Source organism: Acinetobacter sp. ANC_7654 (genome assembly GCF_056779855.1).
This window is the reverse complement of the sequence record NZ_JBWYIR010000002.1, coordinates 128,464-142,710: the sequence shown is the minus strand read 5'-3', so window position 1 is coordinate 142,710 and position 14,247 is coordinate 128,464. Positions and strand designations below refer to the sequence as shown.

Sequence of the window (14,247 nt, the reverse complement as noted above, 5' to 3'; positions counted from 1 at the left end):
ATAATATTACTATTTCAAATTAAATTATTAAGAAAAATTACAAAATTATTGTTACAACTTCAAATACGAATTACATCAAACGTTAACATCGTTGAATAAAACTAACAGGACTTAATATTCCAACAATAGGTACAAGTCCATGATTAAAATAATTTCTACACTATGTTTACTCACTATCAGTTCAGTTACTTTAGCAGCAGGCAATCCTACACGAGTCGGTGATGTACTCGGTCGAGACCTCAACGTTCCAATTGTTGGTGCATTAGGGCATACAGGTGTATATGTAAGTTCAAACAATATTGTTCAAGTCATGAACAAAACGGCATATGTAGATGTGATTGAATATGTCAGCTTAAGTGGATTTAAAACTACAAAATATTGGGGAGCAAAGGCCAAAACAAGTTTTGGATATAAATCTCCTTACTCATCTGCTGCTAATCAAATCACTGCGATTTCAAATCAGCAACGACCTCATGTCGCTTACACGCTGTATTCAGCAACACCGAACCCAGCTGTGCAAGTCTGTTCACAATATAACTCCAACGGTGCTTGTAGCAAATATACATGGCAAAAGGGAACGTTCCGATGTGACAGCTTTACGAAATGGCTCTACACTCAGACAGGTAATGGTAATCTAGGAGGAAGCACACCGCGTGGAACTTTCAACAGTAGCTTACTCACAATTACACGAGTGTAAATAAATCATTCCCATTATATTGCCTTCACATCTCTGATGTTGAAGGCAACGACAGCTTAATATTATGAATAAGAAAAATATTTTTTTGGTTATTTTGATCTTCGTGATCTGTGCAGTAATTTTATGGATGTATTTGAAACCGACAGCAGATACGACTCAAAGTATATCAAATCAAAATAATAATACTTCAACGCTAAAAAGCAATGAAGATCGCGCGACTAGCTTGTCTGAAAATACTGCAGATATGAAACTCAACACTAACCTACCCGTATGGGCAAAAAAGTTACTTCAACTGGATCAATCTGCTGCGAATCGAGAAGAAAAAATACATGATTTAATTCAGCTACTTGAACAAAACCAGCATGATGAAAATGCAATAGAAGAAATCCTGACTCAACTTACTTCTCTCAATCCTTTAGAAGCAACTGAACAAATTTTGCCATTTCTCACACATCAAAATCCTAAAATTCAAAGCTTAGCGATAGGCGCACTGAATAATGCGATGTTGCTGACTGATCGAGAACATGAACTCAAAAAATCCCTACCTGAAAATGATTTGATTCGACAGAAAATTAGTCACGCTTTAGAGCAACGTTTTCAGGATCCAAATTTAGATCCAAAGGTTAAACAAGTTCTTATTTCTAGCCTACCGCATACCGCATCTATCCAAACTCAGCACAATCTTGTACAAGAACTTCTTCAACAAAATTCTATCTCACCAAACGAAGCACAATTTCTTTCTCAATATCTGCTAAATGGTCAGGGAAATAACACAACTTTAGAACAACTTGCGCATAAAAATCCGAAGATGATTGAAGACATTATTGCGAATTTAAATAATCAAATTGTCGACCAACCATCTATTGTTGAAGTTCTGAATAATGATCAAAAAAAGCAACTACATAATTTTATCTTACAGCATCCACCAAGCTCGAAAGATGAAAGCTATGGATATAAAAATGATATATGGCGATTTTCTTTAAACCAACTTCAACAATAAATAAAAGTTAGACTGGTTTTATATGAATATTTTTCAAGCTTATAATTACATAAAATTTACATTTAAAATAATTAAATAACTTCTCACTCCTATTTTAACTATAAATCAACATAGATTTAATACATTAATCTTTTTTATTTTAAGCTAAATTAATATTACATTTTAATCATTCATGATTTCATTTTTTTAATCGTGATGACTAAATATTTAGCACTCCAATAATCATAGTTATAAATTTAATGAGGGCATTATGAAAATAGTTTTAATTGGTGCAACAGGCATGGCAGGTTCTCGTATTCTTGAAGAGCTTGTTTCACGTGGACACTACGTTAAAGCGATTGCGCGTAATACAAGCAAAGTTTCAGATACAGAGCGTGTGTTAACTGTAGATTTAGATTTAAATGATCAAGAAGCACTTGTAAATGAGCTGAAAGGTCAAGATGCTGTAATTAGTGCAGTACGTTTCCAAGGTCTTGATATCAATTCACTTCTTAATGCTATTCGTGAATCAAAAGTTAAACGTTATATTGTTGTAGGTGGCGCTGGCGGTTTAACTGTACCAAATCAAAATGTGCGTGTAATCGATACAGAAGACTTCCCTGATGCATATAAAGCTGAGGCGGAAGCAGGCATTCAGTTCTTTGATAAGTTAAAACAAGTGGACGACATTGACTGGACCTTTATTGCTCCTGCAGCGGAATTCGGTCCTGGTAAGCGAACTGGTGAATATCGCTCTGGTAAAGATGAACTTATCGTTGGTGAAGAAGGCAGTAAAATCTCTGCAGAAGATTTCGCAGTAGCGCTCAGTGATGAGCTTGAAAATAATAACCATATTCAAGAGCGCTTTAGCGTAGGTTATTAATATTCAATGATATTATTAAAAAAGGAAGCTTAGGCTTCCTTTTTTATTATTTATTTCGCTCTATGAGATATTTTAAATAAATGAGATGAATGAAATCTAAAGAGGTTATAATATTTATATAAATAAAATTTAAAAAGTAGTATTTTCATGAATTATCTTGAGTATTTTTTATATATTTTCACTGTCATTATTATGATTGCCACTCCAGGCCCTGTTATGATTTTGGTGGCCAGTGCAGGTGCAAAAGGTGGTTATCGAAAAGCATTACAAACCATTTTAGGCACTAATGTCGCCTCACTATGTTTAATTGCGCTTTCAATTCTTGCACTTAAGGGTGTTCTTCATTTTAATGAGCATATTTTCAACATCATCAAAGTCCTAGGATGTCTTTATATTGGCTATTTAGGTTTTGAAATTCTTAGAGAAACTTTTCAGCACAATCAAACTGCCTCTTCAAAGATCAAGCCGATGGATAGCGGTTTTTCCAAAGGGTTTTTAGTTGGAATTTCCAATCCAAAAGATATTATTTTCTTCACTGCTTTTTTTCCGCAGTTTATTCAAATTACACCAAATATAGATTTAAGTTTGTCGCTGTTAATCATCACATGGATTCTTCTAGATTTTGTCGTACTATCTTTGGTCTATTTAGGTTTTAACGCTATTTCTCAACAACGTATTTATTCAAAAATCTTAGCCTTGTGTGGCGCGATCTTCATTAGCATTGCTGGGTATGGGTTACTCCACACAGCGCTCTTTTATGAGTCACTTTTAACTTATTTAAACTAAAATTTATGAATGAATTTATTCCCGGGGTTTCTAATGATGCAACCCGCCATGATCGTCTTTTATTCAGAAGATAAAAATCATTGATTAGATGATTCTTGCCTGCGATCAGGTTATACATTTGATATACCCCACCGTGGCAAAATCGTCCTTGAGTGATGAGGTAACAAGAACTGAATGAAAAGTTGGGCATAACGTAAAAATGTAATTTGTGTGATGCAGATAAGAATTTCGCATAAGGTGTATTATGTTAATTTTAGAAAATCTTTAAAAAATTAAATTTAGGAATTAATAACATGTATGAGAATTACACACGTCAAGCTTTGCCATCAAAAAAATATAGAGAACTTATAGGAACGGCTATTTGCGTATTTAATTCAAATAATAGCTTTGTGATCGAAAACATCTTAAGAGTAGATCAGACTGGTCAATATGAATGGCATAAACTTATAGACAAAGTATCAGGTCGGCTTAATGATGATATTGAACAGACGATCACTGCCAATTCTGACGATACTATTGCAAAACTTTTTAGTACTATTGTTGATAGAAGAAATCGAATAGTACATAGCTTTCAAATTACAGCTCCAGCAGGTACTACTGATGATCCAGATAATCAAATGCTAGCAACTAAGCATAAAGATGGAACACAAGAGATACTTACTGAAGAATATTTAATAGAATTCATAAAGATGAATGAAGAACTTGCAACTAAATTGCATCAATTTAGAGGCTTCTAGTTGCTCTATTTAACATAATGGCTGTTATGCGAAATTCCATAGATATTTTAATTCTCTTGAAAATAAATATTTATAAATCAAATATCTCTAAAAGGAGCTGTTTCTAATACTTTTTTTATCTCATTTTCTTTTTTTACTTTCCATTGATCACTGATTAAACCAAAAAGTTCAATTTGTTTTGAAAAAGCGAGTCGACGGAAATCTTGTCCTCTAGTTCTATTCTTAAGTTCAAACTCAAACGAATAGCTAGATATAAAATTATCCATTATCCAATAAAGCAACTCTTCAAAATCCTTAGTTGTTTTTTCAAAAAAAACTTCTCCTCTTTCTTCAGAAATATACCAATATTTATTTTCATGGATTAATACATATGGAGCTCCATCATTCTGAACTGCGGGCCAAACTCTTTTTTTTCCCAGCCCAATTTTTTCACAAATTTGATCAACCTTACGTTGAATTTCTAAAAATGTAAGCATTATTCTTTGATTCTCCAAATGTTCTTAATATCTATTTAACATAAAAACTCTTATGCGAAATTAAAGGTAAGGGTCAATATTGCTCATAGCTTTAAGAACGTAATATTCTTTTTCTCCTACAGGAGCTACGTAATCTATAGCTTGCTTAGCAGCATCAACTCCCTCTAGTCGAGCAATTACCCAACTAGCTAGATAGACAGAAGATAAACACCCACCTGCTGTAGCAATATTGTCTTTAGCGAAAAATGGCTGATTTAGAACTGATGTACCAGACTCTATTACCCAGGGTTTTGTAGTGACATCGGTACATGCTGGAATATTATTGAGCAACCCTAGTTTTGAAAGAATTAATGTTCCAGAACATTGAGCACCTATTAGTTGCCGATTTGGATCTAGATTTAGTAGGCTCATTATGTCTTGATCTACTGCAATTTCTCGTGTCTTCATTCCACTTCCAATAAGGACTACATCCGCTTCATTGGCTTCTTCTAAAGAACAATGTGACTCTATTAAGACTCCATTCATGGAACGAATATATTTATTATCACTAGCTATACTGACTTTCCAATCAGGCTTTTTAATTCGATTTAAAATTCCTAAAGCAATGAATGAATCGAGTTCGTTAAATTGATCAAAAGTTAAAATAGTTATATGCATTTAATTAAGCCTTTTAAGGTCTGTGATACGGCTACTTCATAGTTAAAATTAGCATATCTTATTTTTTCAGACATAAAAAAAGCCCAACATCCTGTTGGGCTTTTTTACGTATTTGATGCGTTGGTATAACTCCTGTCGTACCTGCATATTCCATTGCTACGATTTCTTATTGTTATCTGGAGCATCCTGCTCTCTATGTGTTCATCATAGAAAATTGAGGGGGATTGGTATAGACGCAAAATACTTGAATGAATGTGAGCCAAGGCGTACAAAATTGATTAAAACTTATCCCAAAAGTTGTCCGCAGAAATTGGGGATGAATTTGATCTTAAAAGGCATATATCTTATAGGGAATTGCGGTTTCTGATCACTTTTTGAACAATTTTATTGGCAAGAAGTATCAAAATTGCTCAAAAAGAAACCGACATGTTTCAAAGTCGGCTTTTTGCTGTTTTTCGGGGTCGGTAAATATTTTTAAGTTATTGATTTTGAATGATTATTATGATTGCATTTCGCATAAGCTCTATTATGTTAAATGGGGGGATTTATTTAATCCGCTTACCATCTTTATCTATGATGATTTGACCATCCTCTTTGATAAAAGCTCCTAATTGAGGCGCAGACAAAATATCTAAAACGAGTTCAGATGGTCTACATAGTTTTACACCTAATTCAGTCACTACAAATGGACGGTTAATTAAAATTGGATACTCAACCATAAAATTAATAAGTTGTTCATTTGTCCAGTGCTGCTGATCCAACTTGAGCGTTTCAAAGGGTTCTACATTTTTACGAATGGATTCACGTACAGAAATCCCTGCTTTTTCAATTAAATTAATGAGTTCAATCTTACTCGGAGGGGTAAGAAGGTATTCAATAATTTCAGGTTCTTCTCCTGTATTTCGAATGAGAGCTAATGTATTTCTTGATGTTCCGCAAGCTGGGTTGTGATAGATCTTAACTTTCGATGACATTGGATTAACTCAGAACTTAATAATATTGCATTTATATATGGATATGCGTATATTCGCAATAGCATATATTGGAGTGTAGATGATGGATCAAGCAGATTTCTTTAAATGCCTATCTGACCCGACACGTCTAGATATTTTAAAAATTATTTTAGCAAGACAAAATGTATGTGTTTGTGAAATCACAGAGATCTTACAACTGAGCCAACCCAAAATTTCTCGTCACTTGGCTTTACTCCGTAACCTCTCAATTTTGCTAGATGAGCGCAAGGGACAATGGGTGTATTACCGATTAAATCCTGATTTACCAGAATGGGTAAATGCAGTGCTCAATGTCTTAAATGATGAAGTACTGAATAAACCTGCAAGCAACTTATCTATCTCTATGCAATGCGAGTAATTCAATGTCCGGATCAAAGCTCTCATTCTTAGATCGAAATCTAACGCTATGGATTTTCATTGCCATGACATTAGGAGTAGGTATTGGTGTATTTTTTCCTCAAGCATCTGCGGTACTCGATCAATTAAGCATTAATTCAGTGAATATCCCTATCGCAATAGGGCTTATTTTGATGATGTATCCACCACTTGCCAAAGTAGACTATGCGACTTTGCCTAAAGTCTTTGAAGACAAGCGAACCCTTACATTATCTCTCGTTCAAAACTGGCTAATAGCACCTTGCTTAATGTTTGGTTTGGCAATCATTTTTTTATATGCCTATCCTGAATACATGACTGGCCTAATTCTCATAGGCTTAGCCCGATGTATTGCGATGGTCCTCGTCTGGAACGATCTGGCATGTGGGGATAATCAATATGTCGCTGCCTTAGTCGCGTTTAACAGTATCTTCCAGATCTTATTCTTTAGTACTTATGCTTGGTTATTCTTAACCTTCTTACCACCATTCTTTGGGGTAGAAGCACAAATCATTAATGTGAGCTTTTGGACAATTACCCATGCTGTTCTTATTTATCTAGGTATTCCGTTCTTACTTGGGTTTTTAACCCGACTGATTTTGGTTAAAAAGAATGGTTTGGCTTGGTATCAGGATAAATTTATCCCAAAGATTAGCCCAATCAGCCTTATTGCCCTTTTATTCACGATTGTAGCCATGTTCAGTCTTAAAGGTGGTGAAGTGATTAGCCTTCCTCTAGACGTGCTTAGAATCGCTATTCCTTTGACAATTTACTTTGTTGCGATGTTCTTCATCAGCTTCTTTATGAGTAAGTGGATGGGTAACGATTATCCTAAAACAACTGCTATTTCCTTTACTGCGGCAGGCAACAATTTTGAATTAGCACTGGCTGTAGCGATTGCCACTTTTGGATTAGCTTCACCTGTGGCTTTCACAACCGTGATTGGTCCGCTTGTTGAAGTTCCTGTATTGATTGCCTTAGTGACAGTTTCGCTATGGCTGAGAAAAAAAGTGTTTAAAGAGGCATGAGTCGAATGAACCTACCAAATATTGATCCTAGTCTTTTAGAAAAACCGACTTTAGAAAAAGTTCAGGCAAAAAACCTTGAACATCCTCCAAGAATACTGCTTCTGTATGGCTCAAATCGTGATCGATCATATAGTCGTTTAGCTATTCAGGAAGCTGGTCGAATTCTTGAATATTTTGGTGCGGAAGTTAAAATTTTCCATCCAAAAGGGCTACCTCTGCCTGAAGATGGTGATATGCAACATCCAAAGGTCAAAGAATTACATGAGCTGTTAGCATGGTCAGAGGGCATGGTTTGGTGTTCTCCTGAGCGTCATGGTTCAATGAGTTCAATATTGAAAGCTCAAATTGATTGGATTCCATTAGCAGCGGGTGCAATCCGTGCAACGCAAGGTAAAACCTTAGCTGTAATGCAAGTTTGTGGAGGTTCGCAATCCTTTAATGCTGTAAATCAATTACGTATTTTAGGGCGTTGGATGCGTATGATCACGATACCAAATCAGTCCTCAGTCCCTAAAGCATTTCTAGAGTTTGAAGAGGATGGTCGTATGAAGCCTTCTTCTTATTACATGAGGATTGTCGATGTGATGGAAGAACTTTATAAATTTACGCTTTTAACCAGGGGACAGTCCTCATATCTCACTGACCGTTACTCTGAACGTGTAGAAAGTGCAGAAGAGCTTTCAAAGCGTGTGAATCAAAAGAGTATTTAGATTTCCTAAAATTAACATAATACACCTTATACGCAATGATTTTTTATTAAATACAAATCAACAACTTATATCGATATAAAAACCCAGACCTATAGATCTGGGCTTTTTTATAGATTCTTCACGTTCCACGCTTATTTATTAAGCAATGTTTCACATTAATATTAAGTAGAACTTTATAAGTCTTAAATTCCGTACTTCACACGGTACGCTTCCATTTTCGCTAAAGCATCTTTGTCGCCTTTAGCATCTAAGTAATCCATTAAATCTTTCATTGTGATAAGCGCATGCACAGGAATTTCAAGCTCTTTTTGAACTTCTTGAATCGCAGACAATTCACCCTGACCTTTTTCTTGACGGTCAAGCGCAACCAATACACCCGCTATTTGCGCGCCTGCATTTTTTAAAATGGTCACAACTTCACGAATGGCTGTACCCGCAGTGATCACATCATCAATGATCCACACCTTTTTACCTTCTACCGAAGCACCCACAAGCACACCACCCTCACCGTGATCTTTAGCTTCTTTACGGTTGAAGCCCCAAGGTACACTTACACCGTGGTTTTGTGACAATGCTACAGCCGTTGCAGCGACAAATGGAATCCCTTTATATGCAGGGCCAAATATCACTTCAACGTGATCACATTCAGTTAACTTTGCTGCATAGCCAGAAGCCAAGCCAGTTAAGGCTTCACCGTCATTTAACAAACCGGCGTTGAAAAAATAAGGACTCACACGACCTGATTTTAAAGTAAACTCACCAAATTTAAGCACACCACGTGATAATGCCAGTTCGATAAAAGCTTGTGGATTAAATGCCGCTTGCGCTGTCATGAGGTGCTCCATTTATTAAATTGAGGTTAAACTCGAGCATGATACCAAAGAGTAGCTATCCTAGTGATCAAAAAATTTTACGTGTCGTATCAATCAACGTAAATGGTCTTCGTTCTGCAGAAAAAAAAGGTATTTTTGACTGGATGGCAACTTCAGATGCCGATGTCATTTGCATGCAAGAATCCCGTATTACACACGAACAATGGACAGATAAATTTAAGCCAGAAGGTTGGTATACACACCTATTCCCAGCTGAGCGTCCTGGCTATGCTGGTACCGCAATCTATAGTCGTTTGCCGTTTATCTCAGTTACCGATGGTCTGGGTTTTGAATTGGCTGATTCACAAGGTCGTTTTATCTCAGCAGAATTTGATCTAGGCTTAGAGAAAACAGCTCATATTTGCTCACTCTATTTACCATCAGGTTCTTCTGGTGAAGAAGCACAAGCCCGTAAAGATCACTTTCTAAATGAATACAAGCAGATCTTGAAACAATGGCGTGATGAAGGTAAATCTGTGATTGTTTGCGGTGACTACAATATCGTACATAAACGCATTGATATTAAGAACTGGTCAGGCAATCAAAAAGCTTCAGGTTGTTTACCACATGAACGTGCATGGCTCGATCATATTTATGATGATTTAGGCTATGTCGATACCTTCCGTGAAGTGCGTAAAGAAGCAGAACTTTATTCATGGTGGTCAAACCGAGGGCAAGCCCGTGCCAAGAACGTGGGTTGGCGGATTGACTATCAAGCTTGCTCACCAGATTGGAAAGATCGTACTGTGAATGCATGGGTATATAAAGAAACGTGGTTTAGTGATCATGCCCCTGTCATTATCGATTATAAAATTTAGTGCCGTGCAAACTGAGTGAACAACTGTTTACTAAATGCACGCTAATTGCTCACAAATCTTGTCGTGTTAACGTATTTTTATTCCGACTAATTCAGTGCATTATTGTCGCACGGCACAGGGACATGTCAGGATGACAATAGGGATTGGAAGCCGTAGGATGAAAAGAAAATAAATTTCGGTTTATTTTCCAAGGATGAAGACATTGGACGTTGAATTGAGACCCGCATGATCAGGATGATTTAATGCGGGTTTTCTCTATTTAAAAGATCAATACAAATTTTAAGATAAGAAATTTTCCACCATTTTATTGATAACCACCATGAAGCCACACTGTAGATTTCAAACCTATTTAAAATATTCTGATCACATTTATGTTTTTGCGTAAATTTTGCTAAGCTCTAGACTGATCACAATGAATAAGACTGTTAGAGATGATTAAAGTTTACGGCATTAAAAATTGCAACTCGATGAAAAAAGCATTCGATTTACTCAATGAGTTGGGGCTTAGTTATGAGTTCCACGATTATAAGAAACAAGGTATTGATGCTGAAACAGTACAAAAATGGCTAAAGGATCTTGGTGCTGAACTTGTCCTCAATAAAAAGGGAACGACTTGGAGTAAATTGTCTGAGGAAGATCAACAAATTGCCCTTGCATCTGAACAGGGTTTGATTGAAGCACTGACTACACATACGAGCCTTATTAAAAGACCAGTGATCACTACTGAATCAGGCTATGTAGTAGGTTTTGATGAGAATGCGATAAAAGCATTAAAGAAATAAGAAATAAAAAAAGCCGAGCAACTACTCGGCTTTTTTATGAATCTTAAATTAGTTCACGCGTACCCAAGTTTGGTTACGACCAAGCGCTGATACGCCGATGAAACCACGAAGTTCGAGCTTTTGACCACCGTCTTTCAATGAACCCTTCAATTTGTAAGTTTTTCCAGATTGTGGGTCTAAGATTGAACCACCATCGTAATTCGTTCCACCTACATTTTTAAGACCCTTCACAATGGTTAAACCTTTTAAAGATTTCTTGTGATAGGGACCTTCACAGTTCGTACATGAATTTTCTTGACCCGGTGTGACAACACTCTGAATCGTTGCATTCAATGTTCCGTTTGGCTGTTCAGTGAATTTTACAAAAGCTTTAGCTTTTTTAGTTTTCTCATCAATCGTATTCCACACGGTACCATTGAGTGGATCTGCAGCATTTGCAAATACTGCTGAAGCGAGTAATCCTAACGCTAGTGCAATTTTTTTCATTGTTTTTTGTTTCCCTTGCTGAATTGACTTTAATATTATTAAAAATTGATAACATTTAAGCAATTTTTGAATGTGACTATTTAGTGTACCATTGTAATGCTGTGTGCTGATAATAAACATAATTTCATTAATATGGAAAAACAATGAAGATCAATCCGGTTTTGAAACAATACATAACAGAGTCTTTTTTAAAAACGAGTCTTCGCTTTCCGAGTCGCTTTAATCTTCCCCCCACCGTACTTCGTGTTGCCTTAGAGCAGATGACGCGTGTTTTTCCACAGTCCAAAGATGTCAGTATTCGAAAACTAAGAATCGCAGGTATTCGTGCCGAAGAAATTTTGCCTCAACCTGAAACGACTCAGCTCATTTTTCACATTCATGGTGGCGCATTCTTTTTAGGATCGTTAAATACACATCGCGCATTGATGACTGAAATGGCACTTCGGACTCAAATGCAAGTGCTACATATCGATTACCCTCTTTCACCTGAACAACGTTTCCCCGATCTCGGAGAAGCAATCTATGATGTGTACCAATTATTGGTAGAGCAAGGTGCTCAACCGAAAGATATTATTTTATCTGGCGATTCTTGTGGTGCCAATTTAGCACTTGCACTGGCTTTACGTTTAAAAGAAGAAAATCCAAAACTTCTTCCAAGTGGCTTGATTTTAATGTCACCCTTTCTTGACTTAACTTTGACCAGTGAATCTCTACGCTACAATCAAAAGCATGATGCTTTATTGTCAATTGAAGCTTTAGAAGCAGGCATAAATCATTATGTTCCTAAAGGTGTAGATGTCTCAATTCCCGAAATTTCCCCAATTTTTGGAGATCTCAAAGGATTGCCACCGACATTGGTTCAGGTGGGTTCAAAAGAAATTTTGTTAGACGACTCTACGCGATTTGAAGAAAAGGCTAAAGCAGCTGGAGTGGATGTTGAGTTTAAGTTATACACCGGTATGTGGCATAACTTCCAAATGTTTAGCGCTTGGTTTGATGAAGCAAAGCAAGCTTTGACCGATATCGCAGAGTTTGCCCATCGTTTGGATAAAGACTGATTGAATCAAAACTGAAGTAAACATAAAAAAGAGTAGCGTAAGCTACTCCTTTTTTATTCATTTAGAATAAGTATGAGACACCAAATCCACCATGATAACTTCGATCGGATCCACTTAGGTCTACACCGATGCTTGCATCTAACTGCGCACGATCATTCAAGGCATAGATTAAACCAGATGCCAGTCCATACTCTCGCTCTTGGCTTTCTTTCTTGGTAAATACTGCTTCAGAATAGCCCGATAAATTACCCACGATTTTATACCCAATAGTAGGTACAGCAGTCACCGACCAGTCACTATTTTGAGCCGAATAGAACATTCCTATTCCTGTCGTTACAGTATCGTTATATTGATACTCAACAGATGAGCCCAAAGTATAAATATCATCAACATAAGTAAAACGATCATTTCCTGTTGCGATTTTAGCTTGTGCCAAAATTGCCATTTTCAGTTGATCATCTTGTAAGTCAACGTGATGCTTAATCCCAACAGAAACATCACCTAAACCATCATGGTCATCAGTTCGATTTTGGATTCGGGTCCGCTCCCACGCTGGGCCATCCCAACCCAATTGAAGCTCAGTATTCTTACTCAATCCCGTACGCAACAGGACATCAGCATTGAGTCGCAATGATTTATTTCTAAAACCATTTTCAGTACTTTCAACATACTGTGCAGTTGGAAGTCCCTGCTCCCATGCCAATTGACCTACGGGCGTAATGCCTGTGCTGAAACTCGTACCAGGTCGATCGAAGGCAAAATCTGCAGCCATCGCACTTACACTCGCGGTTGAGCAAAGTATCAAGCTCAGTTGTTTTAATTTTGTCATGGGGCACCCAAATTAATTTAATTCTTTCGTCATTTTTGCGCCACGGCTACGTAATAACTCGAGTGTCTCACGTTCTTCCGGTAAAGCCTGTGACCAATCAATGGTATCAAAATCGCAGTCGAAAAATAAATCACTAATTGAACTCAGAATGGTATTCCCCTCTTCATCTTTGGTATTAGGATCAACTTGATGATCAAGTAAGCGTTGAACTGCAGGCACACATGCAGCACTCGCAGCATCCCAAAGTGGGCCGTAACATTCCTCTGCATCCCATAAATGGAAATTAGCTTTCGCTGCAATCAGTGCATCTAGAATATCAAGATGTACTTGTAATTTCTGTTGTTTTTCTTCTGTTGAAAGCGCATTTCCTTGCTCATACGCTTCACAAATTTCTTCCCACCATTGAAATAAAGTGTCTGACCACACAGAAACCGCAGGGCCTTTCTCTCCTGCGATAAAGTTTGGATCTAAACCTTCTGCTAACAGGCGCTGTACCTGTGCTAGGTCTAATTCTTCTAAGGCCTGTAAAAACACTTGTTGATGTGCTGTTAGCATTTACTTTCTCTACTATTTATCTATAACGACATTATGCCTAATAATGCAGATCATTATTCAATTAAATAAATCAAAACTGTTCATTCAAAATTTTATTCAAAAAAAAAAGCCCCGAAGGGCTTTTTGCTATTCCACATCCACTTCATCTTCTTTCAGTTGGATGGGCGCTCCACGAGGGTTCTCTTTTTTCTCGAATACATGTTCAAGACTACGCTTTAATCGGTCAATCGCACCATGAATCGCTGTGTCGATATTATGACCTCTGTGATTGACCACAACTGGTTTTAGTCCAGCTGGGCGAGCTTCGATCATACATTGAATATCGTCTGCACCGCCTTTATGGGCATTTTCATCACTTAAATGAACCGAAAAATGGGTAATTCTTTCACTATGGCGTTGAAACTCTGTATTTAGTTCTGCACGTACATAATCAATTAATCGCTCACTGTTTTGAATATTCTTATCTGTACGGATTTCTATGTTCATAAATATCATCCTCACTCTTC

General features: G+C 36.9%; 19 protein-coding genes. 11 read left to right on the top strand and 8 right to left on the bottom strand.

Translation table 11 applies throughout. The features are described 5' to 3' along the window. The first annotated feature begins 139 nt into the window (after positions 1-139). From AC1M86_RS02880 to AC1M86_RS02860, 5 genes are all read left to right on the top strand, one after another. Positions 140-697, top strand: a complete 558-nt coding sequence (locus AC1M86_RS02880; protein ID WP_481588798.1) for a hypothetical protein — start codon at positions 140-142, stop codon at positions 695-697. Between the two features lie 64 nt (positions 698-761). Continuing rightward, positions 762-1,697 (top strand): hypothetical protein, encoded by a 936-nt coding sequence (locus tag AC1M86_RS02875; RefSeq protein WP_481607203.1) that lies wholly within the window; start codon positions 762-764, stop codon positions 1,695-1,697. 250 nt (positions 1,698-1,947) lie between these two features. After that, positions 1,948-2,559, top strand: coding sequence for an NAD(P)-dependent oxidoreductase (locus tag AC1M86_RS02870; protein ID WP_092766521.1), 612 nt, complete (start codon positions 1,948-1,950; stop codon positions 2,557-2,559). A 147-nt stretch (positions 2,560-2,706) separates the two neighbouring features. Further along, complete coding sequence (locus AC1M86_RS02865; RefSeq protein ID WP_481607202.1) at positions 2,707-3,345, top strand: LysE family translocator; 639 nt, start codon at positions 2,707-2,709, stop codon at positions 3,343-3,345. Between the two features lie 293 nt (positions 3,346-3,638). After that, a complete protein-coding gene (locus AC1M86_RS02860) occupies positions 3,639-4,082 on the top strand; it encodes a selenium binding protein (RefSeq protein WP_481607201.1) in 444 nt (147 codons plus the stop codon). 77 nt (positions 4,083-4,159) lie between these two features. On the opposite strand, the gene AC1M86_RS02855 is transcribed toward AC1M86_RS02860, so the two are convergent. The 3 genes from AC1M86_RS02855 to arsC all read right to left on the bottom strand — a co-directional run bounded on the left by AC1M86_RS02855 (position 4,160) and on the right by arsC (position 6,189). Next, positions 4,160-4,558 (bottom strand): Imm63 family immunity protein, encoded by a 399-nt coding sequence (locus AC1M86_RS02855; protein WP_481607200.1) that lies wholly within the window; start codon positions 4,556-4,558, stop codon positions 4,160-4,162. 60 nt (positions 4,559-4,618) lie between these two features. After that, positions 4,619-5,215 carry a DJ-1/PfpI family protein gene (locus AC1M86_RS02850; RefSeq protein WP_481607199.1) on the bottom strand — a complete coding sequence of 199 codons (597 nt, stop codon included), beginning with the start codon at positions 5,213-5,215 and terminating at the stop codon, positions 4,619-4,621. 545 nt (positions 5,216-5,760) lie between these two features. Then, complete coding sequence (gene arsC / locus AC1M86_RS02845) at positions 5,761-6,189, bottom strand: arsenate reductase (glutaredoxin) (protein WP_481607198.1); 429 nt, start codon at positions 6,187-6,189, stop codon at positions 5,761-5,763. A gap of 82 nt (positions 6,190-6,271) precedes the next feature. On the opposite strand from arsC, the gene AC1M86_RS02840 reads away from it, so the two are divergent. Genes AC1M86_RS02840 through arsH form a run of 3 tightly spaced genes read left to right on the top strand, consistent with a single transcriptional unit; the run spans position 6,272 to position 8,341 of the window. After that, positions 6,272-6,586, top strand: a complete 315-nt coding sequence (locus AC1M86_RS02840; RefSeq protein ID WP_035264683.1) for an ArsR/SmtB family transcription factor — start codon at positions 6,272-6,274, stop codon at positions 6,584-6,586. A gap of 4 nt (positions 6,587-6,590) precedes the next feature. After that, on the top strand, positions 6,591-7,631 hold the full coding sequence (gene arsB / locus AC1M86_RS02835) for an ACR3 family arsenite efflux transporter (RefSeq protein ID WP_481607197.1): 1,041 nt from the start codon (positions 6,591-6,593) through the stop codon (positions 7,629-7,631). A 5-nt stretch (positions 7,632-7,636) separates the two neighbouring features. After that, positions 7,637-8,341 (top strand): arsenical resistance protein ArsH, encoded by a 705-nt coding sequence (gene arsH / locus AC1M86_RS02830; RefSeq protein WP_481607315.1) that lies wholly within the window; start codon positions 7,637-7,639, stop codon positions 8,339-8,341. A 182-nt stretch (positions 8,342-8,523) separates the two neighbouring features. Here arsH and pyrE read toward each other — a convergent pair whose 3' ends face one another. Then, the gene (gene pyrE / locus AC1M86_RS02825; protein ID WP_481591958.1) at positions 8,524-9,174 is read right to left on the bottom strand and encodes an orotate phosphoribosyltransferase; all 651 of its coding nucleotides are present in this window, start codon (positions 9,172-9,174) and stop codon (positions 8,524-8,526) included. A gap of 38 nt (positions 9,175-9,212) precedes the next feature. On the opposite strand from pyrE, the gene AC1M86_RS02820 reads away from it, so the two are divergent. Beyond that, on the top strand, positions 9,213-10,031 hold the full coding sequence (locus AC1M86_RS02820; protein ID WP_092766525.1) for an exodeoxyribonuclease III: 819 nt from the start codon (positions 9,213-9,215) through the stop codon (positions 10,029-10,031). Between the two features lie 431 nt (positions 10,032-10,462). Then, the gene (locus tag AC1M86_RS02815) at positions 10,463-10,813 is read left to right on the top strand and encodes a Spx/MgsR family RNA polymerase-binding regulatory protein (RefSeq protein WP_481607196.1); all 351 of its coding nucleotides are present in this window, start codon (positions 10,463-10,465) and stop codon (positions 10,811-10,813) included. 48 nt (positions 10,814-10,861) lie between these two features. Here the strand turns inward: AC1M86_RS02815 and AC1M86_RS02810 are convergent, their stop codons facing one another. Further along, the gene (locus tag AC1M86_RS02810; RefSeq protein WP_035264927.1) at positions 10,862-11,299 is read right to left on the bottom strand and encodes a DUF2147 domain-containing protein; all 438 of its coding nucleotides are present in this window, start codon (positions 11,297-11,299) and stop codon (positions 10,862-10,864) included. Positions 11,300-11,442: 143 nt separating this feature from the next. On the opposite strand from AC1M86_RS02810, the gene AC1M86_RS02805 reads away from it, so the two are divergent. Continuing rightward, a complete protein-coding gene (locus tag AC1M86_RS02805; protein ID WP_035264694.1) occupies positions 11,443-12,357 on the top strand; it encodes an alpha/beta hydrolase in 915 nt (304 codons plus the stop codon). A gap of 61 nt (positions 12,358-12,418) precedes the next feature. On the opposite strand, the gene AC1M86_RS02800 is transcribed toward AC1M86_RS02805, so the two are convergent. The 3 genes from AC1M86_RS02800 to AC1M86_RS02790 form a co-directional block, all read right to left on the bottom strand. Then, positions 12,419-13,186, bottom strand: coding sequence for a transporter (locus AC1M86_RS02800; RefSeq protein ID WP_481607195.1), 768 nt, complete (start codon positions 13,184-13,186; stop codon positions 12,419-12,421). Between the two features lie 12 nt (positions 13,187-13,198). Further along, positions 13,199-13,741, bottom strand: a complete 543-nt coding sequence (locus AC1M86_RS02795; RefSeq protein ID WP_035264700.1) for an ankyrin repeat domain-containing protein — start codon at positions 13,739-13,741, stop codon at positions 13,199-13,201. Between the two features lie 126 nt (positions 13,742-13,867). After that, complete coding sequence (locus AC1M86_RS02790) at positions 13,868-14,227, bottom strand: HPF/RaiA family ribosome-associated protein (RefSeq protein WP_035264715.1); 360 nt, start codon at positions 14,225-14,227, stop codon at positions 13,868-13,870. Positions 14,228-14,247: the final 20 nt, after the last annotated feature.

Coding starts and splice junctions, on each gene's coding strand:
- AC1M86_RS02880 (WP_481588798.1), top strand. CDS start 140: ATGATTAAAATAATTTCTACACTATGTTTACTCACTATCAGTTCAGTT.
- AC1M86_RS02875 (WP_481607203.1), top strand. CDS start 762: ATGAATAAGAAAAATATTTTTTTGGTTATTTTGATCTTCGTGATCTGT.
- AC1M86_RS02870 (WP_092766521.1), top strand. CDS start 1,948: ATGAAAATAGTTTTAATTGGTGCAACAGGCATGGCAGGTTCTCGTATT.
- AC1M86_RS02865 (WP_481607202.1), top strand. CDS start 2,707: ATGAATTATCTTGAGTATTTTTTATATATTTTCACTGTCATTATTATG.
- AC1M86_RS02860 (WP_481607201.1), top strand. CDS start 3,639: ATGTATGAGAATTACACACGTCAAGCTTTGCCATCAAAAAAATATAGA.
- AC1M86_RS02855 (WP_481607200.1), bottom strand. CDS start 4,558: ATGCTTACATTTTTAGAAATTCAACGTAAGGTTGATCAAATTTGTGAA.
- AC1M86_RS02850 (WP_481607199.1), bottom strand. CDS start 5,215: ATGCATATAACTATTTTAACTTTTGATCAATTTAACGAACTCGATTCA.
- arsC (WP_481607198.1), bottom strand. CDS start 6,189: ATGTCATCGAAAGTTAAGATCTATCACAACCCAGCTTGCGGAACATCA.
- AC1M86_RS02840 (WP_035264683.1), top strand. CDS start 6,272: ATGGATCAAGCAGATTTCTTTAAATGCCTATCTGACCCGACACGTCTA.
- arsB (WP_481607197.1), top strand. CDS start 6,591: ATGTCCGGATCAAAGCTCTCATTCTTAGATCGAAATCTAACGCTATGG.
- arsH (WP_481607315.1), top strand. CDS start 7,637: ATGAACCTACCAAATATTGATCCTAGTCTTTTAGAAAAACCGACTTTA.
- pyrE (WP_481591958.1), bottom strand. CDS start 9,174: ATGACAGCGCAAGCGGCATTTAATCCACAAGCTTTTATCGAACTGGCA.
- AC1M86_RS02820 (WP_092766525.1), top strand. CDS start 9,213: ATGATACCAAAGAGTAGCTATCCTAGTGATCAAAAAATTTTACGTGTC.
- AC1M86_RS02815 (WP_481607196.1), top strand. CDS start 10,463: ATGATTAAAGTTTACGGCATTAAAAATTGCAACTCGATGAAAAAAGCA.
- AC1M86_RS02810 (WP_035264927.1), bottom strand. CDS start 11,299: ATGAAAAAAATTGCACTAGCGTTAGGATTACTCGCTTCAGCAGTATTT.
- AC1M86_RS02805 (WP_035264694.1), top strand. CDS start 11,443: ATGAAGATCAATCCGGTTTTGAAACAATACATAACAGAGTCTTTTTTA.
- AC1M86_RS02800 (WP_481607195.1), bottom strand. CDS start 13,186: ATGACAAAATTAAAACAACTGAGCTTGATACTTTGCTCAACCGCGAGT.
- AC1M86_RS02795 (WP_035264700.1), bottom strand. CDS start 13,741: ATGCTAACAGCACATCAACAAGTGTTTTTACAGGCCTTAGAAGAATTA.
- AC1M86_RS02790 (WP_035264715.1), bottom strand. CDS start 14,227: ATGAACATAGAAATCCGTACAGATAAGAATATTCAAAACAGTGAGCGA.